Source organism: Pseudonocardia sp. 2-7 (assembly GCF_056341085.1).
Genome location: NZ_CP094507.1, coordinates 4,810,600 through 4,829,710, shown reverse-complemented (window position 1 = coordinate 4,829,710; position 19,111 = coordinate 4,810,600). Strand labels below are relative to the sequence as shown.

Sequence of the window (19,111 nt, the reverse complement as noted above, 5' to 3'; positions counted from 1 at the left end):
CGGGCCGGGACCTAGACGATGGTCCAGGTGTCGCGGCCGTTCAGCAGGGCCTGCAGGTCCGCGTCGGGCTTGGCGTCCTTGGCCGCTTGGACCTGGGCGCGGGCGGCGTCGTCGTAGGTGGTGCGGTCGGTGTTGCGGAAGATCCCGGTGACGGTGTGGGTGAGGTCCTGGTCCGAGAGCCGGGACAGGGCGAAGGCCAGCTCGTGGTCGGCGGCGTCGTGCACGACGATCTGCGAGGCGTCCACCGAGGCGGTCTCGACGACCTTGAGCTTGAACCCGTCCTGCACGACGGCGTGCGAGCCCTCGGCGCCGAAGACGATCGGCTTACCGTGGACGACGGGGATGAGCCGGTTGTCGGTGTCGCCCTTGCGGAGCACGTCGAAGCTGCCGTCGTTGAAGATGGGGCAGTCCTGGAAGATCTCGACCAGGGCGGAGCCGCGGTGCTCGGCGGCGGCCTGGAGCACGGCGGTGAGGCTTTTGCGGTCGGAGTCCAGGGCCCGTCCGACGAAGCTCGCCTCGGCCCCGAGGGCCAGCGAGATCGGGTTGAACGGGTGGTCCAGCGATCCCATCGGGGTGGACTTGGTGACCTTCCCGACCTCGCTGGTCGGGGAGTACTGGCCCTTGGTCAGCCCGTAGATCCGGTTGTTGAACAGCAGGATCTTGATGTTGACGTTCCGGCGCAGCGCGTGGATCAGGTGGTTGCCGCCGATGGAGAGCGCGTCGCCGTCGCCGGTCACGACCCAGACGCTGAGGTCCTCGCGGCTGGTCGCGAGACCGGTCGCGATGGTCGGGGCGCGACCGTGGATGGAGTGCATCCCGTAGGTGTTGAGGTAGTACGGGAACCGCGAGCTGCAGCCGATGCCGGAGACGAAGACGGTGTTCTCGCGCTTGATGCCCAGGGTGGGGAGGAACTGGCGGACGGCGGCGAGGACGGCGTAGTCGCCGCAGCCGGGGCACCAGCGGACCTCCTGGTCGGAGGTGTAGTCCTTCGCGGTCTGCTTCGCGTCCGTGGTCGGGACGCCGTCGAGGCCGCCGATGGACGGCAGGCCCAGGTCGGTGGCGGTCATGCCTGCGCTCCAGTGGTCTCGTTGGCGATGTCGGACGCCGACTCCGGGTGCTTGCCGGTGAGGTAGTCCAGGAACACGTCCTGGAGCTCCTCGGCCCCGAACGGGAGCCCGGCGACCTTGGTGTAGCTCTTGACGTCGACCAGGTGCTCGGCGCGCAGCAGCATGGCGAGCTGACCGAGGTTCATCTCGGGGCAGAGCACCGTGCGGTAGCCGCCCAGGATCTCGCCGAGGTTGGCCGGCATCGGGTTGAGGTTGCGCAGGTGCACCGTGGCGACCGAGTGGCCCAGCTTGCGCACGCGCCGCGCCGCGGCGTTGATCGGGCCGTAGGTCGAGCCCCAGCCGATGACGAGGAAGTCCGCGTCGCCGTCGGGGTCGTCGACCACGAGGTCGGGGACGTCGATGCCGTCGATCTTGGCCTGGCGCAGCCGGACCATGCGGTCGTGGTTGTCGGGGTCGTAGGAGATCGAGCCGCGCCCGTCGGCCTTCTCCAGCCCACCGACCCGGTGCTCCAGCCCGGCGGTGCCCGGGATCGCCCACGGCCGGGCCAGGGTCTCGGGATCACGCAGGTACGGCCAGAACTCCCCGGACCCGTCGGGGGCGTTGGGCTCGGTCGCGAACCCCGGGTCCACCGTCGGCAGCGACTCGACGTCGGGGATCTTCCACGGCTCGGAACCGTTGGCCAGCGCCCCGTCCGACAGCAGCATGACCGGGGTGCGGTACTTCACCGCGATCGCGGCGGCCTCGACCGCGGCGATGAAGCAGTCCCCCGGCGTGCAGGGGGCGATCACCGGCAGCGGCGCCTCCCCGTTGCGCCCGTGCAGGGCCTGGAGCAGGTCGGCCTGCTCGGTCTTGGTCGGCAACCCCGTCGAGGGCCCACCCCGCTGCACGTCGATGACCAGCAGCGGCAGTTCCAGGGCGACGGCCAGGCCGACGGTCTCGGCCTTGAGCGCGATCCCCGGCCCCGACGTGGTGGTCACGCCGAGTGCCCCGCCGAAGGCTGCGCCGAGGGCGGCACCGACACCGGAGATCTCGTCCTCGGCCTGGAACGTGGTCACGCCGAAGGCCTTGTGCTTGGACAGCTCGTGGAGGATGTCCGAGGCCGGGGTGATCGGGTAGGTCCCCAGGAACACCGGCAGGCTCGTCGTCCGCCCCGCGGCGATGAGCCCGTAGGCCAGGGCGACGTTCCCGGTGATCTGCCGGTAGGTCCCCGGTGCCAGGCGGGCCGGCGCGACCTCGTAGGTCACCGCGAACGCCTCGGTCGTCTCCCCGTAGGCGTGCCCCGCGCGGAACGCCAGGATGTTGGCCTCGGCGATGTCGGGCTTCTTCGCGAACTTCTCCCGCAGGAACCGCTCGGTCGACTCCGAGGGGCGGTGGTACATCCAGGACAGCAGACCCAGGGCGAACATGTTCTTCGCCCGCTCGGCGTCCTTCTTCGACAGCCCCGTCTCCTCCAGCGCCCCGCGGGTCAGGGTCGCCATCGCGACCCCGTGCACCGCGTAGGGCTCGAGCGAGCCGTCCTCCAGCGGGTTCGCCGCGTAGCCGACCTTGGTCAGATTCCGCTTCGTGAACTCGTCGGTGTTGACGATCAGCACCCCGCCCTGGGGCAGGTCGCCGATGTTGGCCTTCAGCGCCGCCGGGTTCATCGCGACCAGCACGTCGGGGCGGTCACCGGGGGTCAGGATGTCGTAGTTCGCGAAGTGCAGCTGGAACGACGACACCCCCGGCAGGGTCCCGGCAGGCGCCCGGATCTCCGCGGGGAAGTTCGGCAGCGTCGACAGGTCGTTGCCGAAGTTCGCGGTCTCGGAGGTGAAACGGTCACCCGTCAGCTGCATGCCGTCGCCGGAGTCGCCGGCGAACCGGATGACCACCCGGTCGCGCTGCACGACCTCGGAGTCGCGTGCCTCGACGGGAGTGTCGCTGGTCGTCATGGGCTGATGGTCCCCAGTTCGGCGTCGAATTGTCCCTCGATACATCGAGGTTAACTCCCGGTTCGGCCCCCTGTCCGGAGACCCGGGATCACGTCACATAACCCGGATTACGTTCGTGACGACAGTCACTTCTTGCTGATCTTCTTCTGCAGCGCCGCGACGCGCTCCGCGAACGCCTCGGAGTGCACCGTCTCGGCCTGCGCGCGGACCTCGACGTCGGTGGCGTCGGCGTGCGCGGTGAGCCGGGAGGTGATCCGCATCGTCGCCTTGGTGGTGACGATCAGGTCCCGCGGTGCGGCGGCCGCCCGGCCCGCGAGCTCGTGGGCGCCTGCCATCAGGTCCTCGTCGCTGTCGTAGGCGCGCCAGGCCAGGCCGACGCGCTCGGCCTCGCGGGCGTCGAGGACGTCGCCGAACAGGGTCATCGCCGCGGTGCCCTGGGCGCCGAGGGCGCGCTGGGCCATCCACGTGTAGCCGCCGCCGGGGTGCAGGCCCAGCTGCATGAAGCGGACGTCGAACCTCGCGGTCGGGCCGGCCAGCCGGACGTCGCAGGCCAGGGCCAGGTTGATCCCGGCGCCGACCGCGGCGCCGTTGACCGCGGCCAGGGTCGGCAGCGGGGACGAGGCGATGGCGAGGAATCCGGAGTAGACGCGCTTGAGCGTGGCCGGATCGGCCTCCTGCAGCTCCGCGAGGTCACCGCCCGCGCAGAAGGCGGGTGCCTGCCCGGTGACGACGATCGCACCGACCGAGTCGTCGGCGTTCGCGGCCTCGACGGCGGCGACGAGCTCTTGCGAGAGGTCCAGGTTCAGCGCGTTCCGTCGTGCCGGGTTGGACACGGTGAGCACCGCGACACCGTCGGTGACCTCGGTGCGGACCTCTGTCGTGACATCGCCGTCGCTCATGGGCCCGACTCTTCCACGCCGGGTTAGCCTCCCGCACGTGACGGGTGCACAGGTGACCGGGCGGGCCGAGCTGCCCCGCCACCACGCCGGCTGCTTCGCCTGCGGTGACGGCCCCGGCGGGCTGCGGATGCGCTTCGCCGATCCCGGCCCCGACTCCGACGGGCGGGCCCGGGTGACGGGGGCATTCGTCGTCGCCGACGCGCACGAGGGCGCGCCCGGGCTGGTGCACGGCGGGGTGCTGGCCGCGGCGATGGACGAGCTGTTCGGCGCGCTCCAGCACCACCTCGACGGCCACTACGTGACCGCGGAGCTGACCACCCGCTACCGGGCGCCGGTGCCGCTCGGCACGACGCTGCACCTCGACGCGGTGATCGAGTCGGTCGACGGGCGCAAGCTGTGGGTCCGCGGCACGGGCAGGCTCGACGCCCCGGACGGCACCGTCGCGGTGTCGGCGACGGCGCTCTTCCTCGGCGTCACGCTCGACCACTTCCGCCGCTACGCCCCCGAGAGCACCCGCTTCCGGGAGCGGCACGCGCGCTGAGCCGCGGCCGGGGCGGGTCACACCCGGGAACGCGGCGCCCGGTTCGTCCGTTGACCCGGGTGACCCCCGCAGGACCGCACGGAAAGGCGACCCCGGCGTGCACAGCCACATGAACGGTCTGAAGACGGCCGTCCTCCTCGGCGCGATGAGCGCCCTGATCCTCGCGATCGGCGGGGTCCTGGGCGGGCGCGGCGGACTGGTCATCGCGCTCGTCATCGCGTTCGCGGTGAACGGGTGGGCCTACTTCAACTCGGCGAAGACGGCGCTGCGGTCCATGCACGCCCAGCCGATCACCGAGGCCGAGTACCCGCAGCTGTTCCGGATCGTCCGCGAGCTGAGCCAGCGGGCCCGCCAGCCCATGCCGTCGCTGCACATCAGCCCGACCGACGCGCCGAACGCGTTCGCCACGGGCCGCAACCCGCGGCACGCCGCGGTCTGCGTGACCACCGGTCTGCTGCACCTGCTCGACGAGCGCGAGCTGCGCGCCGTCATCGGCCACGAGCTCAGCCACGTCTACAACCGCGACATCCTGATCTCCTCGATCGCCGGTGCGCTCGCCTCGGCGGTGTCGTTCCTCGCGAACTTCGCGATGTTCGCCTCGATCTTCGGCGGCGGCGACGAGGACCGCCCGAACCCGATCGCGATCATCCTGGTCGCGATGCTGGGGCCGATCGCGGCCGGCGTCGTGCAGATGGCCGTCAGCCGGTCCCGGGAGTACCAGGCCGACGCGTCGGGCGCCGAGCTCACCGGTGACCCGCTGGGCCTGGCCTCGGCGCTGCACAAGCTCAAGTACGGCACCGCGGCCGCTCCGCTGCCCCCGGACCCGCGGCTCACCGCGCAGTCGCACCTGATGATCGCCAACCCGTTCCGGCCCGGGGAGAAGATGGCGAGGTGGTTCTCCACCCACCCGCCGATCGAGGACCGGATCGCACGGCTCCAGCAGATGGCCCGCCGCTGACCGGACCGTTCCGGGGGTGGTTGCGTGTCCCCGGGTCGCTGTTCCGTAACGGTTCGGGGTACCGCGAGCGATGGAACTCCCAGAGCAGAGCTCCCCCTGCGGAAGAGGACCCATGAGCGAGACCCCGTCCCAGAAGCCCCGCCACGCGCTCACCGACACCGGTGGGACGCCGTCGGTGCCGCTCCGGGGCGGCCCGGTCGAGGTGCCGTCACCGGCGCGCCCGGGGGACGACGTGGTCACCGGGACCGGCCCGGGGGAGCAGGTCGCGCTGCCGGCGGCCCGGTCGTCCTCGGACGCCGACGCACCGGTCGCCGCCGACGTCCCGGCCTCCTCCGCCCCGGACTCCAACACGGACACCGCGGCCGCGCCCACCCCGGACGCGGAGCCGGAGACGCCGGAGCCCCGTGCCCCCCGTGCGGCCGCGCCGGACACGGCGCCCGGCGGCGGGACCTCCGACGACGCGCCCACCACCGCGCTGCCCGTCGTCCCGCGTCCCCGCGACGCGGCCGGTCCCGGTCGGGAGCGGCCGGTCGACGTCCCGTCCCGGCAGGCCCCGGACGTCTACGTCCCCGGGCAGTACGCCGCGTCGGCCCCGCGACACCCGTCCCGACCGACGGCGCCCCGGCAGCCCGTGGCGGGCCGGCCCCCGGCGGTGCAGCGCCCGCCCGCGCGATTCCCGTCGAGACCCGCAGCACAGGCCCCGGCCGTCCAGCGGCTCCCCGAGCCGTTCCGCGCGGCGCCGCTGCCCGAGGGCGGCGGTGCCCGGACCTCCGGTGGCTTCCGGCTGCCCGACTTCCCGGCCCGCACCCGACCGGTACTGCCCGCCGTCCTGGGCGCGGCGGCCGCGGTCGTCCTGGCCCTCGGTGTCGTCGCCGGGGTCACCGGCACGTCGGACGCGTCGCCGGCGCCCGCGCCCGCCCCGGTGTCCACTCCCTGACCGATCTGCTTGTATCCCCGCCGTGGGGATCTCCTGGGACGACTACCGCAGCCACGACGCCGTCGGGCTGGCCGCACTCGTCGCCGCGGGTGAGGTGAGCGCGGCCGACCTGCTGGAGGCCGCCGTCGCCCGCGCCGACGCCGTCGAGCCGGGCCTCAACGCCATCCGGCTGCGCCTCGACGACGCCGCCCGCTCCCGCGCACGTGGCCCGCTGACCGGGCCGTTCGCGGGCGTCCCGTTCCTGGTGAAGGATCTCGCCCAGCACATCGCCGGGGTCCCGACGGCGTCCGGCTCCCGTCCGCTCGCCGACCACCCGCGCCCCGAGACCTCGACGGTGGTCCGGCGCTGGACCGAGGCCGGTCTCGTCGTGTTCGGACGGACCGCCACGCCCGAGTTCGGTGCCCGCGCCGTCACCGAACCCGCGCTCGGCGGCCCGACCCGCAATCCGTGGGACCCCGGCCGCACCCCCGGCGGCAGCTCCGGCGGGTCCGCCGCGGCCGTCGCCGCCGGGATCGTCCCCGCGGCCGGCGCGAGCGACGGCGGCGGCTCCATTCGCATCCCGGCCGCCGCCTGCGGGCTGTTCGGGCTCAAGCCCGGCCGCGGCGTGACGCCGTCCGGGCCGGACGTCGCCGAGGGCTTCCACGGCGCGGCGGTGCAGGGTGTGCTGTCGCGGACCGTGCGGGACTCCGCGGCCCTGCTCGACGTGACGGCCGGTCCGGAACCGGAGGGCCCCTACGTCGTGCGTCCGCCGGAGCGCCCGTACGTCGACGCCGTCCGGGACGACCCGGCGCCGCTGCGGATCGGGCTGGCCACCGCCTCGCCGCTGGGCACCGACGTGGACCCCGAAGCGGTCGCCGCGGCCACCGACGCCGCCGAGCTGCTGACCTCGCTCGGTCACGTCGTGGAGGAGTCCGCCCCCGCCCTCGACGGCCGGGCGCTGGCCACCGACTTCCTCACCACCTGGTTCTCCACGATCTCGGCGCAGGTGGCGTCGGCGCGGGCGCTGACCGGCTGCGGCGACGACGCCTTCGAGACCGAGACCCGGGTGATGGCCGCGATCGGCCGCGCCACCCCCGCGCCGGACTACCTCGCCGCGCTCGCCCGCCGCCAGGACCACACCCGCGCGCTGGCCGCGTTCCACGAGCGCTACGACCTGCTCCTCACCCCGACCCTGGCCCGGCCGCCGTGGCCGATCGGGGAGCTGGCACTGCCCGCCCCGGCCCGGATCGGCGCGCAGGCGCTGCTGCGGGCCGGCGCATCCGGCCTGTTCGGACGGCTCGGCCTGGTCGAGAGCCTGGTCGACGCCAACTTCGCCCCGGTGCCCTACACCCAGCTGGCGAACCTGACCGGGCGGCCCGCGTCGTCGGTGCCGCTGTACCGGACGGCGTCCGGGCTGCCGCTGGGCGTGCAGTTCGTCGGGCGGCCGGGGTCCGAGCCGCTGCTGCTCGCCCTGGCGGCGCAGCTGGAGCGGGCGCGGCCGTGGGCGCACCTGCGGCCCGCGGTCTAGGGGTCGACGAGCCGCGCGAGTTCCCGCACACCCGCTCCCGCTGCACTCCGGCCACGGCCGGGGCGTGGTGCAGCAGACCGTCGACGGCGTGCACCAGGGTGCGCGCGAGCCCGTCCGGGTCCGCCGTGCCGGGCCGCCGTGACAGGTGGAACGCGACCTCCCGGACGCAGTCCTCCCGCAGCGCCTCGACGGCCGCGACGCCGTGCGGGGTGCGGGTCGCGAACGCGGCGAACAGCGCGTGCAGACGCGGGTGGTCGGCGTGCAGGGCCACCGCGGTGTCGGCGATGCGCAGCAGCGCGGTGCGCGGCTCCGGCGGGTCCGCCCGCAGCTCGGCGCAGATCGCGTCCAGAGTGGACCGGGCCTCCCGGACGTGCCGGGCGACCAGCTCGTCGAGCAGGGCCTGCTTGTCCGGGAAGTACTGGTACAGCGACCCGACGGCGACGCCGGCCCGCGTCACCGTCCGGGGCCGGTGTGCCCGGGAGGCTGCGGCGGGACGCATCGAGGGGTGTGCGTCCGGCCGGGAGCCGGCCCGCCCGCCCGCGACCCGACCGCCACGATCGGCGACAGCCTGTCGATCGTGGGCGTGTGGCGTGGCGGGCGGGAGGTGTCCGGCCGTGCCGGGGCCGGCCCGGCTACCGGTAGTTGGTGAACTGCAGCGCGATGCCGAAGTCCTTGGACTTGAGCAGCGCGATGACGGCCTGCAGGTCGTCCTTCTTCTTGCCCGAGACGCGCAGCTGGTCGCCCTGGATCTGGGCCTGGACGCCCTTGAGCTTCTCGTCGCGGATGGCCTTGCTGATCTCCTTGGCCTTGTCCTGCGCGATGCCCTGCAGGATCTTGCCGCCGGCCTTGTAGGCCTTGCCCGACAGCTGGGGCTCGTCCACCTCGAGAGCCTTCAGGCTGATCGAGCGCTTGATCAGCTTCTCCTTGAACACCTCGATCCCGGCGAGCAGCCGCTCCTCGGTGTCGGACTCGAAGGTCACGGCCTCCTCACCGGCCCATGCGACCGTCGTGTTGGTGCCGCGGAAGTCGAAGCGCTGCGACAGCTCCTTGGCGGCCTGGTTCAGGGCGTTGTCCACCTCCTGGCGCTCCACCTTGCTCACGACGTCGAACGACGGGTCGGCCATCGGTCACTCCCTCGGGGTCGGTCGGGGCCCCCTCGTCGGGGGCCGTCGGTCGTGTCGTATCCTCGTTCACGCACTCAGCGAGAGCGACGTGCACCCGGCTGGTTGCCCGAGCGGCCAAAGGGAGCGGACTGTAAATCCGTCGGCGTAGCCTTCCCAGGTTCGAATCCTGGACCAGCCACCAGGGTAGAGAAGGGTCCCCGACCAGCGGAAACGCTGGGACCGGGGGCCTTTCTCGTTGTCCAGCTGTGTTCGGCTCCGCGCCGGTCTCTACGGGTGTTCACGGACGCATCACGGACGCGATCATGAACGACCGTCGCGGAGTGCCCGCTCGACCCGGCGGCGGAGCGCGTCGTCCTGGCCGGCGATGCACTTGGCGTAGACCCGAAGTAGGACGTTGACGCTGTGGCCGGCCCATTGGGCGACCTGCGTGGCGGGGACGCCGCCATTGAGCCAGGTCGACACGGCGGCGTGCCGGAGGTCGTAGGGCCGGCGCGCGAGCGGCGACGCGGCCTCGTCGAAAGTGAGCGCGGCGAATCGAGCAGCGGCCCACAGGCGGCCGTAATGGCTCTCGGAGAGCGCTCCACCGCGGGCACCGCGAAACAGTCGACCATCCGATGTGGTCCCATGTTCGACGAGGTGATCACGCAGGATGGTCGTCAACTCCGGGGGGCTGGGGACGACGCGCACCTCGTCCACGCTGCGATGCTTGAGCTGGCGCGGTTCGCGGCGGTTCCCGGACTCACTCCACGACCGGCCGGCAGCCGGAGCCGAGGTGCTCAGGTATAGCTCGCCCCATCCCGACTCGGGCAGCGCGAGGGCATCCTTCCGGAGATCCACGGCCTCCCCGGGGCGCAATGCGGCGTAGTACATTACAGCGAAGAACGCGACGAGCGGCGGGCCGGAGCCCAGTTGCCGAACGGCTGAGAACAGCGCACGGGCTTGGCCGTGGTTGATCACAACGCGTGGGTCCACCGCCTCAGCCAGCTTTGGTGCCCGCCACTTCATCGAGGTCAGAGGGTTCCCCGCGAGGTGTCCGCGTTCCACCGCGTACTCGACAGCGTTGAAGAGGATCGCGCGCTTCCGGCTGACCGTGGACGGCGCGGCCGGCCTCCCGTCGAGGCGCAGGGCCAGGGTGTCGAGCACCGGCCGCGGTCAAGTCCGCTGGTGTGGTGTGTGACGACTGCCGCGTGATCTTCTGTTCTGTCAGGCGCTGAGCGCCGGGATCGTGTGGGTGGGGGTCACCTCCTCGGTGCCGGTCGGGGTGTCGGGGACGGGTGTGACGCGGGCGCGGGCCAGGACGTCGAGGCCGAGGTAGCGGCGTCCTTCGGCCCATTCGTCGTGCTGTTCGGCCAGAACGGCGCCGACCAGGCGGATCAAGGAGTCGCGGTCGGGGAAGATCCCGACCACGTCGGTGCGGCGACGGATCTCGCGGTTGAGTCGCTCGCTGAGGTTGTTCGACCAGATCTGGCGCCAGACCCCCTTCGGGAAGCTGGTGAAGGCCAGGACGTCGGCACGCGCGGTGTCGAGGTGCTCGGAGACCTTCGGCAGCTTCTCGCAGAGTGCGTCGAGGACCCGGTCGAACTGTGCGTGGACGCTCGCGGCGTCGGGCTGGTCGTAGACCGAGTGCAGCAGCGCCCGCACCCACGGCCAGGAGGACTTCGGGGTCGCGGCCATCAGGTTCGCCGCGTAGTGGGTCCTGCAGCGCTGCCAGGCCGCGCCGGGCAACGTCGCCCCGATCGCGGCGACAAGGCCCTGGTGGGCGTCGCTGGTGACGAGCTTGACCCCGGACATACCGCGGGCGGTCAGGTCGCGGAAGAACCCCAGCCAGCCGGCGCCGTCCTCGGCGGAGGTGACCTGCAGGCCGAGGATCTCCCGGTGCCCGTCACCGTTGACCCCGGTGGCGAGCAGGGCGTGGAGGTTGACCACCCGCCCGTCCTCGCGCACCTTCACGACCAGGGCGTCAGCGGCGACGAAGGTGTAGGGGCCCTGGTCGAGCGGGCGGGTCCGGAACTGCTCGACCTGGTCGTCGAGGTCGGCGGCCATGATCGAGACCTGGGACTTCGACAGCCGGGTGATGCCCAGGGACTCGACGAGCTTCTCCATGCGCCGGGTCGAGACCCCGAGCAGGTAGCAGGTCGCGACCACCGTCGTGAGCGCTCGCTCGGCGCGGCGGCGGCGTTCCAGTAACCAGTCGGGGAAGTAGGAGCCGTTGCGCAGCTTCGGGATTGCCACGTCGATGGTGCCGGCGCGGGTGTCGAAGTCGCGGTGGCGGTAGCCGTTGCGGGTGTTCGTCCGCTGCTCGGAGCGCTGGCCCCAGGCGGCTCCGCACACCGAGTCGGCATCGGCGGACATGAGGGTGTTGATGAACGTGGTCACCATCTGGCGCAGCAGGTCGGGACTCGCCTGGGACAGCTGCTCGTGCAGGAACTCGGTGGGGTCGATACTGGAGGGCGCGGTCATCGCGTGATCCATCTCCTGTTGGCTGTGAGAGGCGTTCAGAAGATCACGCGGTGGCCGCCCTACACGATGCCTCGCCCGTCACCGAGCCGGTCGCACACCACCTTGGTGGACGCCACTCCGCGCGACGCTCCACAGGTGGTGGTGGGCATCCAACCGCCTGCCGCGCAGAACCTCGGGGGATGAGTCATCGGCACTCCTGACGCGCGTTCGGGACGGTCGGCGGGCTCCGGGTTAGAACGCGGCCATGGCCGCCTCGACGACGACCTGGTCCTGCTCGCCGGTGCCTCCGGAGACTCCGACACCGCCGACGACATTGCCGTTGCTCCCGCGCAGTGGCAGACCTCCGGCGAAGATCATCACGCGGCCGTGGTTGGAGTCGCTGATGCCGTAGAACTGCTCGCCGGGCTGGGAGTTCTTCGCGAGGTCACCGGTCGAGGTGTCGAAGGCCCGCGCGGTGAAGGCCTTGTTGATCGAGATGTCGATGCTGCCCATCCAGGCGTCGTCCATCCGGATGTGTGCGACCAGGTTCCCGCCCGCGTCGACCACGGCCACGTTGCTCGGAGACCCGATCTCGCGGGCCTTCTGCTCGCCCGCGGCGATGACCCTGCGGGCATCGTCGAGGGTCACTGTCTCGATCTGTCTCATCGTCGCCTTTCGTGGTCTTGTCGCCGGGTTCGGCGGTCAGATCGGGTTGATTCAGCTGGGCTGGGTGGGGTTGAGGACGACCTTGGTCCAGCCCTCGTCACGGGCGTCGAAGTGCTGGTAGGCCTCCGGTGCCTGGTCGAGGGTCAGGTTGTGGGACACGATCCAGGACGGGGTGATCTTGTCTTCGGCGATGAGGTTGCGCAGGTGCCGGTTGTAGCGCTTGACCGGTGCCTGTCCGCAGCCCATCTGCTGGCCCTTGAACCAGAAGGTGCCGAAGTCGAAGCGGGCCTTGCCCTGTTGGGCGAGCTCGTCGGGGGCACCGGGGTCTTGGGGGATGAACACGCCGACGGTGCCGATGCCGCCGGTGAACTTCACCGAGGCGACCAGGTTGTTGAGGGTCAGCGCGTTGTCCTCGTTGCCCTGGGGGTCGTGGGCCTGGTAGCCGACGCACTCGGCGCCGCGGTCGGCGCCGCGGCCGCCTGTCTGCTCCATGACCTGGTCGACCGGGGAGCCCTTCGAGTCGTCGATCGGGATCGCGCCGATCTGTTCGGCCAGCTTGAGCCGGTCGGGGTGGCGGTCGACGACCATCACCTTCGCCGCGCCCTTCACCGTCGCTGACAGGGCGGCCATCAGACCGACCGGACCGCCGCCGTAGATCACGATGGTCTCGCCCGGTGTCAGCCCGGACATCTCCACTGCGTGCCAGCCGGTGGGCAGGATGTCGGAGAGCATCGTGTAGTCGTTCTGCTTGCCCTTGGCGTCCTCGGGCAGGCGCAGGCACTGGAAATCGCCCCACGGGACGCGCAGGTACTCGGCCTGCCCGCCGGCCCAACCGCCCATGTCGGCGAACCCGTAGGCGCCACCTGCTACACCGGGTTCGTTGGCGGTCAGGCAGTAGTTGGTCAGTCCATGTTCGCAGTTGTTGCAGTGCCCGCAGCTGACGTTGAACGGGACGGACACCATGTCCCCGACCCGGATCTTGTCGACGCCGCCGCCGACCTCGATGACCTCGCCGAGGTTCTCGTGGCCGAAGATGCGGCCCTGCTCGAAGTCGGTGCGTCCTTCGTACATGTGCAGGTCCGACCCGCAGATGTTGGTCGAGGTGATCTTCACCAGGACGTCGGTGGGCTTCTCGATCCGGGCGTCGGGGACCTCGTCGACGCTGACCTGGCGCGGACCGTGATAGACGAGTGCCTTCATGAGCGAGCTCCTTCGCTAGTTCGGGTGCCGTGGCGTCGGTGGTGGGTCAGGTCGCAGCTGGGACGGCGGCGAACTGTTCGACGATCGCCGCGCAGAACGCGGGCAAGTCGGCCGGGGAGCGGCTGGTGATGAACTGGCCGTCGATGCAGACCTCTTCGTCGACGACCTCGGCACCGGCGTTGCGCAGGTCGGTGCGGATGCTCTGCCACGAGGTGAGTCGTCGTCCCCGGATGACATCGGCCTCGGCGAGGGTCCAGGGGCCGTGGCAGATCGAGGCGACCGGCTTGCCGGTGCCCACGAAGGCGCGCACGAACTCCACCGCGGTGGGGTCGGTGCGTAGCTGGTCGGGGTTGACCGTGCCGCCGGGCAGCAGCAGCGCGTCGTAGTCGCTCACCGACGCGTCGCCGACCTGCTTGTCGACGGTGATCGTACCGGCCGGGTCCTTGTCCCACTCCCGTGCCCAGAGAGACCCGGTGTGCAGTGAGAGCACCTCGACGGTGGCGCCGGCTCCGTAGAGGGCGCCGCGGGGCAGATCAAGTTCGACACGCTCGACCCCGTCCGCGGCCAGGATCGCGACCGTGCGGCCGCGCAGTTCGTGGGCCATGACTGTTCCTCCTTGATCATCGGGCGGACCCGGGCTCAACGGGATCGCATTGCGTCTACCCCGTCCGCCGGATGCCAAATCATGTGGTGTTCATCAAGAGTCGGATGGTCCGATTCACCGGCGATCGGTGTCCGTGTCGGGGTGGTCGCGGTAGGGCGGTGAAGGGTCAGGGCGGAGTCGAGCCCGGTGAGCTGCAGCAGCCGCCGGGGGTGGCGGCCGAGTGGGTGAGCACCAGCCAGCACGGGTAGGCGCGGAACTGGCGGTTGGCGCCCACAAGGACCCGGAGGCTCCCGGCCGCGCCCAGGAACTCCAGCTCGCGCAGGTCCAGGACCAGGTAGTAGACCCCTGTCTCACACAGCCCGTCGAGCAGCGTGACCAGAGTGGGCGCGGTGGCCAGGTCCAGCTCACCGCGCGCCGGGACCCGGCAGCGGGGCGGACGGCCCCCGTGGGCTCAGCGACCCGTCCACATGGGCAAGATCTTGAACACGACGGCACCGCAGTATGAGACGTCCGAGAAGTCCTCGACCCGGTTAACAGACGCCGTGATCGAGTACGCCGGTCCAATCGCGCATCGCCTCAACACGCCCAGTCGGTCTGGGCTGGGGTGGCTCAGATCGGATGGCGAACTCGTCAGCGTGCGGGTGATGGTGGAGCAGGTGCACCTCGCCGGGGCTCAGCCAGGCCAGTCCGACCATCAGGCGCTCGGACCCGACGAGCTGCTCCGACACGAGTTCGATCAGCCGTCCCCGATCGCGCGGGTCACCGCCGGCGCTCATCCACGACTCGTTCCCGGCGTCGCCCTGGTCGACGACGGGTTGGTCCTGCGCCCTGACGTGGAACCTGCTCGACGTGCCGTCGCTCATCGACATCCCTCACGACTCGACCCGGCCGCCGAACGCCGGCCGCATCCCCGTTCGATCGGGGCTCTGCGGGCGGGCGGCGCAGACCCTGGCCGGCGCGGTGACCCGGAGCGGCCACCCCGGGCAGTCTCCGAGACGAGAAGCCCTGACGTCCATCTCGGGATATCGGCCCTGATCGTGTTCGTGAGGTACACGATCCATCGCCAGGACGACGTCCAGGCGCGGGATCCGGCCGCACCCCTCGCCCGAGGGGTGTCCACATCGTGGTGGCTCCGGACCGTCAGCGGCAGCAGCCGTCGGCGCGCGCGTCGGACGTCGCGACGGCGCCGGGCAGCGCGGCGCAGCAGCCCTCTCCCCGCCACGCGTTCCCACCCTCGCGCACGGCCAGGCCCGCCAGCACCAGCGCGGCGACGGGGTCGGCCCACCACCAGCCGAGGGTGGTGTGGAGAACGAGCCCGACGAGCACCGCGGCCGACAGGTAGGTGCACAGCAGCGTCTGCCGGGAGTCGGCCACGGCGCTGGCCGAGCCGAGCTCCCGCCCCGCGCGCCGCTGCGCCCACGACAGGAACGGCATGACCACAACACTGGCCGCGACCAGCACGATGCCCACCGTCGAACGGTCCGCCTCCGCCGCCCCGGACAGGCCCCGCAGCGCCTCGACGGTCACGTAGAGGGCGAGGGCGAAGAACGAGCACGCGATGACCCGCAGGGCGATGTGCTCGCGGCGGGCCGGGTCGCGGCCGGCGAACTGCCACGCCACGGCAGCGGCCGAGCTGACCTCGATGACCGAATCCAGTCCGAACCCGATCAGGGCGATCGAGGACGCGGCACGACCTGCGGCGATGGCGACCACGGCCTCGACCACGTTGTAGCCGATGGTGATCGCGACGAGCAGGCGGATGCGGCGGACGAGGACGGCGCGACGGTCGTCGGAGAGGGACAGGGTCACGACGCCCGTTCCCCGGTCTGTCCCGGTGCGCCGTAGGTAGGGCACAGCGCGACCGCGTCGCCGGTCTCGGCGAGCACCGTCTCGGCGCTGCGCAGGAGGTCGAGCAGCTCCGGGCGCACGAGGCGGTAGTAGGACTGGCGTCCCTCGGCCCGGGAGTCGATCAGGCGGCAGTCCCGCAGGCAGGCCAGGTGCTTCGACACCGTCGACTGGGCGAGACCCAGCTGGCGGGTCAGATCGACCACGCGGGCCTCACCCCGGCCGAGCCGCAGCACGATGGCCAGCCGTGCCGGGTCGGCCAGCGATCGGAACAGCGCCACCGCCGGGCCGACATCAGGGCAACAATTCATCGCCATGGGGCAATGTTAGTCAGAGAGAACGATGAAGAAACACCGTGAGCCGGTCTCAGCGGGCGGGCCCCGGTGTCCGGTCCGTTCCCGGGCCGTTCTCAGGGGCCACTCGTCGTGGCCGGGCGCAGCATCGACCAGGTGCGGGGCCCGCCGCGCGGCCGGTCGACCTCGGCGGTGACCCGGGAGCCGGGGCGGGTGCGGAGCCGCACGTCCGACGCGAGCGAGGGCCGGGAGTCCGTCGCGGTCCACCCGGCCCGGCCCGTGCGGGACACCGACCTCGCGCACCAGCAGCTCCTGGCCGGCGCCCGGGCGTCGCGGGTGCTCGACCGCATCGATCGTGTGACGGGTGAACGGGTGGTCGAGGAGCGCCGCGCAGAGCAGTTCCGCGGCGGCGGGGACGTCGGAGGTCGTGGCGATCCCGGCGGTGCGTGTCGTCGGCGGCGGACGTCGACGGCGGCACGCCGCGCACGAGCCGGTTCCGGCCCACTCTTCCGGGGCGGATCCGTCCGTCGGGGGGTGCGATCCGGTGCCGGGAGTTCCCCCGGGTCAATACGACAGGGTGACGCGGTGACACGGCCGTGCGGAGGGTGCATCACGGAGCGTGTTCCGGGAAAAAGGTACGCGTCCGTTCGGGTCCACCGTGGTGACGATCCGTCGCGGACAGCGTCCGGAAGCGACGTCCACGCGGATTCCCGGCTGCCGGAAGAGAGCAATAACCTCGCGGGCAGTAATGCCCATCGTCCGATAGTGGTAGAAAGTTCGTTGGATCGGGGATGGACCGGATAGCGTTCTGTGCATCGGCGGGGCTCCCGAACCCACGCCGAACACGCCGGTCCGACATCGGACCCCGTACACGACGGAGAAATAACTGTGCTGAAGAAGGCTGGAATCCTGACCGCCGGCGTCACCGCTGGTCTGCTCGCCATCTCCCCGCTCGCCTTCGCGGGTGACGGCGGCTGGGACAAGGGCCACGGGCACGGCCACGGCGGCGACCGCATCAACGCCGACCAGATCAACAACCTGGAGAAGGACCGCAACAGCGTCCAGTCCGGCCTGGTCAACGTCGGCGACGTCAACGCCCTCAACAACGCCAACGTGCTCAGCTGCTCGCTGAACAGCGCCGACGTCGCCGCCAGCGTCCTCGGCATCCTGGGTGGCCAGGCCACCAACGGTGAGGACGCCCCGAGCTTCAGCGACTGCTCGCAGGGTGACAACCAGACCAACATCCAGGACTGAGTGCACCTGCACCACCGGGCACGATGACGGGATCGTCTTCCCGTCATCCGTGACCCTGCACTTCCGGAGATCCCCCGCTCTTCCGACCGGAGCGGGGGATATCCGCATTTCCGGGGACGACCGGAAAGACGAATGGTGGACCCGGAATTCAGGGGTGGTGCGGCAGGACCACGTGCGAGGGGTGCTCGGAATCGTGCAGGATCTCGTAGGAGATCCGTTCCCCGCCGACCGCGGTCGCCGTCCGTTCACCGGTTCCCGGGTTGCGGGCGAAGCGCGGGAACGCCGCGCCGGCGACCTGCACCCGGAGCCGGTGCCCGGCCCGCACGCGGTACCCGGTCGGGCTCAGCGTCATCCGGACGACCGTCGTGCCGTCCGGGGCGGTGGCCTCGCGGTCGGGCACCAGCCGGTGCATCGCGTCGGTGATGTTCATCGAGGTCCCGTCGGGGCCGGAGTCGCACAGGCGTACGAACACGTCGCCGATCCCCGTCCCGGTCCGCACGTAGACCACGGCCGACACCGGACCGAGCAGGTCCAGGTCGGACTCCAGCGGCGGGCCGGTCCAGACGCACACGTCGTCGCGGGCCTCGACGGCGCGGTTGTCCAGCTGCTTGGACGGCGGCTGGAGCATCGGGCCCCCGACCGTCGGTGTCGGGTCGGCGGGGTCGTAGACGAACCGCGACGGCGGGGGTGTCCCGGCCGGCCGGTCCGGGCCCAGCCCGCCGTCGGCGTCGAGGTACCACTCGGTCGGGCGGGCCTCCGGCGGCGGCCAGCACGGCAGGTCGGTCCAGCGGTCGGCGTGCTGCACGTACACCCGGACCGGCGCGCGCTCGTCGTGCTCGCCGCCGTGCAGGTGCACGCCCAGCCAGTGGACCATCTCGTGGGCGATGGTCGACAGTGAGCCGCGGTCGCCGTGGGTCCACGGGCCGATCGTGATCCGCGCCGTCGCCCCGCCCCGCTGCAGCGCGGTGAAGTCCACCAGCTGACGGTCCAGGAACAGGTCCCACCAGCCGGTCACCATGCAGACCGGCGGCATCGCGGCGGCGTCGAAACCGTCGTGCTCGGCGGGCGCCCAGAACTCGCGCGGCTGCTCGGCGTGCTCGACGAAGTCCCGCCAGAACACCACCGGCGCCCCGGTCAGCGCGACGTCCGCGGCCTGCAGCGGCTGGGAGGTCACCGCGCGGCGCTTGCGACGGCTGAACACCGGCGTCGCGAGGAAGCCGGTGACCGCGCCGATGCGCTCCTGGCGGCCGATCTGGTTCACCCAGGTCGCGAGGTTGAGCAGGCCGGGCGCGCCGCCCGGGTAGAAGGTGCTGGTGAACTCCGACGCGGTGATGTCGGCGTTCATCGAGCACAGACCCGGGTCGGCGTAGGGGGCGACCGCCCACTGGGTGTGCCCGACGTAGCTGGGGCCGACCATCGAGACGCGGCCGTCGCACCAGGTCTGCCCGCGCACCCAGGCGAGCGTGTCCAGACCGTCGGAGCTCTCGTGCAGGAACGGGCGGAACTGCCCGCCCGAGCCGAAGGTGCCCCGGGTGGACTGCACCAGCACCTGGAACCCGCGGCGCGCCAGCAGCGAACCGATGATCGACCCGAGGCCGTCGCGGCCGTAGGGGGTGCGCATCAGCACCGTCGGACGCGGCCGGAGCGGGCCGGGGGCCCGGTAGAGGTCGGCGAGCAGGACGACACCGTCGGAGAGCGGGACCCGCAGGTCACGCTCGCGCACGTACGGCTCGTCGGCGCCGAAGCCCAGCCTGCGGTCGACCAGTCGCTCCGTGAGCGCGGCCATGACACCTCCCCCTCGTCCGCCCCCTGCGGACAGGTCCGATCGTAGGAGAACCCGGTTGCCCCG

General features: G+C 71.8%; 19 protein-coding genes, 1 tRNA gene and 2 pseudogenes. 6 read left to right on the top strand and 16 right to left on the bottom strand.

Annotation, left to right across the window (positions count from 1 at the left end; translation table 11 throughout):
- Positions 1-11: 11 nt before the first annotated feature.
- The 3 genes from MTO91_RS23245 to MTO91_RS23235 form a co-directional block, all read right to left on the bottom strand.
- Positions 12-1,067 carry a 2-oxoacid:ferredoxin oxidoreductase subunit beta gene (locus MTO91_RS23245; RefSeq protein ID WP_476652717.1) on the bottom strand — a complete coding sequence of 352 codons (1,056 nt, stop codon included), beginning with the start codon at positions 1,065-1,067 and terminating at the stop codon, positions 12-14.
- Entirely contained in the window at positions 1,064-2,995 is a 1,932-nt protein-coding gene (locus tag MTO91_RS23240) for a 2-oxoacid:acceptor oxidoreductase subunit alpha (RefSeq protein ID WP_062397963.1), read from the bottom strand. The genes MTO91_RS23245 and MTO91_RS23240 overlap by 4 nt, the downstream gene beginning before the upstream one ends.
- 125 nt (positions 2,996-3,120) lie before the next feature.
- Entirely contained in the window at positions 3,121-3,894 is a 774-nt protein-coding gene (locus MTO91_RS23235; protein ID WP_476652715.1) for an enoyl-CoA hydratase, read from the bottom strand.
- Between the two features lie 37 nt (positions 3,895-3,931).
- Between MTO91_RS23235 and MTO91_RS23230 the strand changes: the two genes are divergently transcribed.
- From MTO91_RS23230 to MTO91_RS23215, 4 genes are all read left to right on the top strand, one after another.
- The gene (locus MTO91_RS23230; RefSeq protein ID WP_476652713.1) at positions 3,932-4,435 is read left to right on the top strand and encodes a PaaI family thioesterase; all 504 of its coding nucleotides are present in this window, start codon (positions 3,932-3,934) and stop codon (positions 4,433-4,435) included.
- Positions 4,436-4,532: 97 nt separating this feature from the next.
- The gene (gene htpX / locus MTO91_RS23225) at positions 4,533-5,393 is read left to right on the top strand and encodes a zinc metalloprotease HtpX (protein WP_073576528.1); all 861 of its coding nucleotides are present in this window, start codon (positions 4,533-4,535) and stop codon (positions 5,391-5,393) included.
- 112 nt (positions 5,394-5,505) lie between these two features.
- Positions 5,506-6,330, top strand: a complete 825-nt coding sequence (locus MTO91_RS23220; RefSeq protein ID WP_476652711.1) for a hypothetical protein — start codon at positions 5,506-5,508, stop codon at positions 6,328-6,330.
- A gap of 28 nt (positions 6,331-6,358) precedes the next feature.
- Positions 6,359-7,837, top strand: a complete 1,479-nt coding sequence (locus MTO91_RS23215) for an amidase (RefSeq protein ID WP_251786791.1) — start codon at positions 6,359-6,361, stop codon at positions 7,835-7,837.
- A gap of 43 nt (positions 7,838-7,880) precedes the next feature.
- Here MTO91_RS23215 and MTO91_RS23210 read toward each other — a convergent pair.
- Positions 7,881-8,336, bottom strand: a pseudogene (locus tag MTO91_RS23210) (TetR/AcrR family transcriptional regulator); the annotation flags it as partial.
- 133 nt (positions 8,337-8,469) lie between these two features.
- The gene (locus tag MTO91_RS23205; protein ID WP_062397949.1) at positions 8,470-8,961 is read right to left on the bottom strand and encodes a YajQ family cyclic di-GMP-binding protein; all 492 of its coding nucleotides are present in this window, start codon (positions 8,959-8,961) and stop codon (positions 8,470-8,472) included.
- A 96-nt stretch (positions 8,962-9,057) separates the two neighbouring features.
- On the opposite strand from MTO91_RS23205, the gene MTO91_RS23200 reads away from it, so the two are divergent.
- Positions 9,058-9,142: transfer RNA gene (locus MTO91_RS23200), tRNA-Tyr, on the top strand.
- A gap of 119 nt (positions 9,143-9,261) precedes the next feature.
- Here MTO91_RS23200 and MTO91_RS23195 read toward each other — a convergent pair.
- The 10 genes and pseudogenes from MTO91_RS23195 to MTO91_RS23150 all read right to left on the bottom strand — a co-directional run bounded on the left by MTO91_RS23195 (position 9,262) and on the right by MTO91_RS23150 (position 16,298).
- Positions 9,262-10,104 (bottom strand): tyrosine-type recombinase/integrase, encoded by an 843-nt coding sequence (locus MTO91_RS23195; RefSeq protein WP_345650888.1) that lies wholly within the window; start codon positions 10,102-10,104, stop codon positions 9,262-9,264.
- A 60-nt stretch (positions 10,105-10,164) separates the two neighbouring features.
- Positions 10,165-11,421, bottom strand: a complete 1,257-nt coding sequence (locus MTO91_RS23190; protein ID WP_476652710.1) for an IS256 family transposase — start codon at positions 11,419-11,421, stop codon at positions 10,165-10,167.
- 231 nt (positions 11,422-11,652) lie between these two features.
- Positions 11,653-12,066, bottom strand: a complete 414-nt coding sequence (locus tag MTO91_RS23185; RefSeq protein WP_345650883.1) for a GlcG/HbpS family heme-binding protein — start codon at positions 12,064-12,066, stop codon at positions 11,653-11,655.
- A 51-nt stretch (positions 12,067-12,117) separates the two neighbouring features.
- Positions 12,118-13,266, bottom strand: a complete 1,149-nt coding sequence (locus tag MTO91_RS23180) for a glutathione-independent formaldehyde dehydrogenase (protein WP_345650880.1) — start codon at positions 13,264-13,266, stop codon at positions 12,118-12,120.
- Positions 13,267-13,312: 46 nt separating this feature from the next.
- Positions 13,313-13,870, bottom strand: a complete 558-nt coding sequence (locus MTO91_RS23175; protein WP_476652708.1) for a type 1 glutamine amidotransferase domain-containing protein — start codon at positions 13,868-13,870, stop codon at positions 13,313-13,315.
- Between the two features lie 166 nt (positions 13,871-14,036).
- Positions 14,037-14,279: pseudogene (locus tag MTO91_RS23170) on the bottom strand (STAS domain-containing protein); the annotation flags it as partial.
- Positions 14,280-14,400: 121 nt separating this feature from the next.
- Positions 14,401-14,733 (bottom strand): hypothetical protein, encoded by a 333-nt coding sequence (locus MTO91_RS23165; protein ID WP_476652706.1) that lies wholly within the window; start codon positions 14,731-14,733, stop codon positions 14,401-14,403.
- 277 nt (positions 14,734-15,010) lie between these two features.
- On the bottom strand, positions 15,011-15,679 hold the full coding sequence (locus MTO91_RS23160; RefSeq protein WP_345654656.1) for a cation efflux transmembrane domain-containing protein: 669 nt from the start codon (positions 15,677-15,679) through the stop codon (positions 15,011-15,013).
- Positions 15,676-16,032: an ArsR/SmtB family transcription factor gene (locus MTO91_RS23155; RefSeq protein WP_405414912.1), complete on the bottom strand. Its 357-nt coding sequence runs from the start codon at positions 16,030-16,032 to the stop codon at positions 15,676-15,678. Before MTO91_RS23155 ends, MTO91_RS23160 begins: the two co-directional genes overlap by 4 nt.
- Positions 16,033-16,124: 92 nt before the next feature.
- Positions 16,125-16,298: a hypothetical protein gene (locus MTO91_RS23150; RefSeq protein ID WP_476652704.1), complete on the bottom strand. Its 174-nt coding sequence runs from the start codon at positions 16,296-16,298 to the stop codon at positions 16,125-16,127.
- A 598-nt stretch (positions 16,299-16,896) separates the two neighbouring features.
- Between MTO91_RS23150 and MTO91_RS23145 the strand changes: the two genes are divergently transcribed.
- Positions 16,897-17,262: a hypothetical protein gene (locus tag MTO91_RS23145; protein WP_476652702.1), complete on the top strand. Its 366-nt coding sequence runs from the start codon at positions 16,897-16,899 to the stop codon at positions 17,260-17,262.
- A 148-nt stretch (positions 17,263-17,410) separates the two neighbouring features.
- Here MTO91_RS23145 and MTO91_RS23140 read toward each other — a convergent pair whose 3' ends face one another.
- Entirely contained in the window at positions 17,411-19,048 is a 1,638-nt protein-coding gene (locus MTO91_RS23140; RefSeq protein ID WP_476652701.1) for a CocE/NonD family hydrolase, read from the bottom strand.
- Between the last annotated feature and the right edge of the window lie 63 nt (positions 19,049-19,111).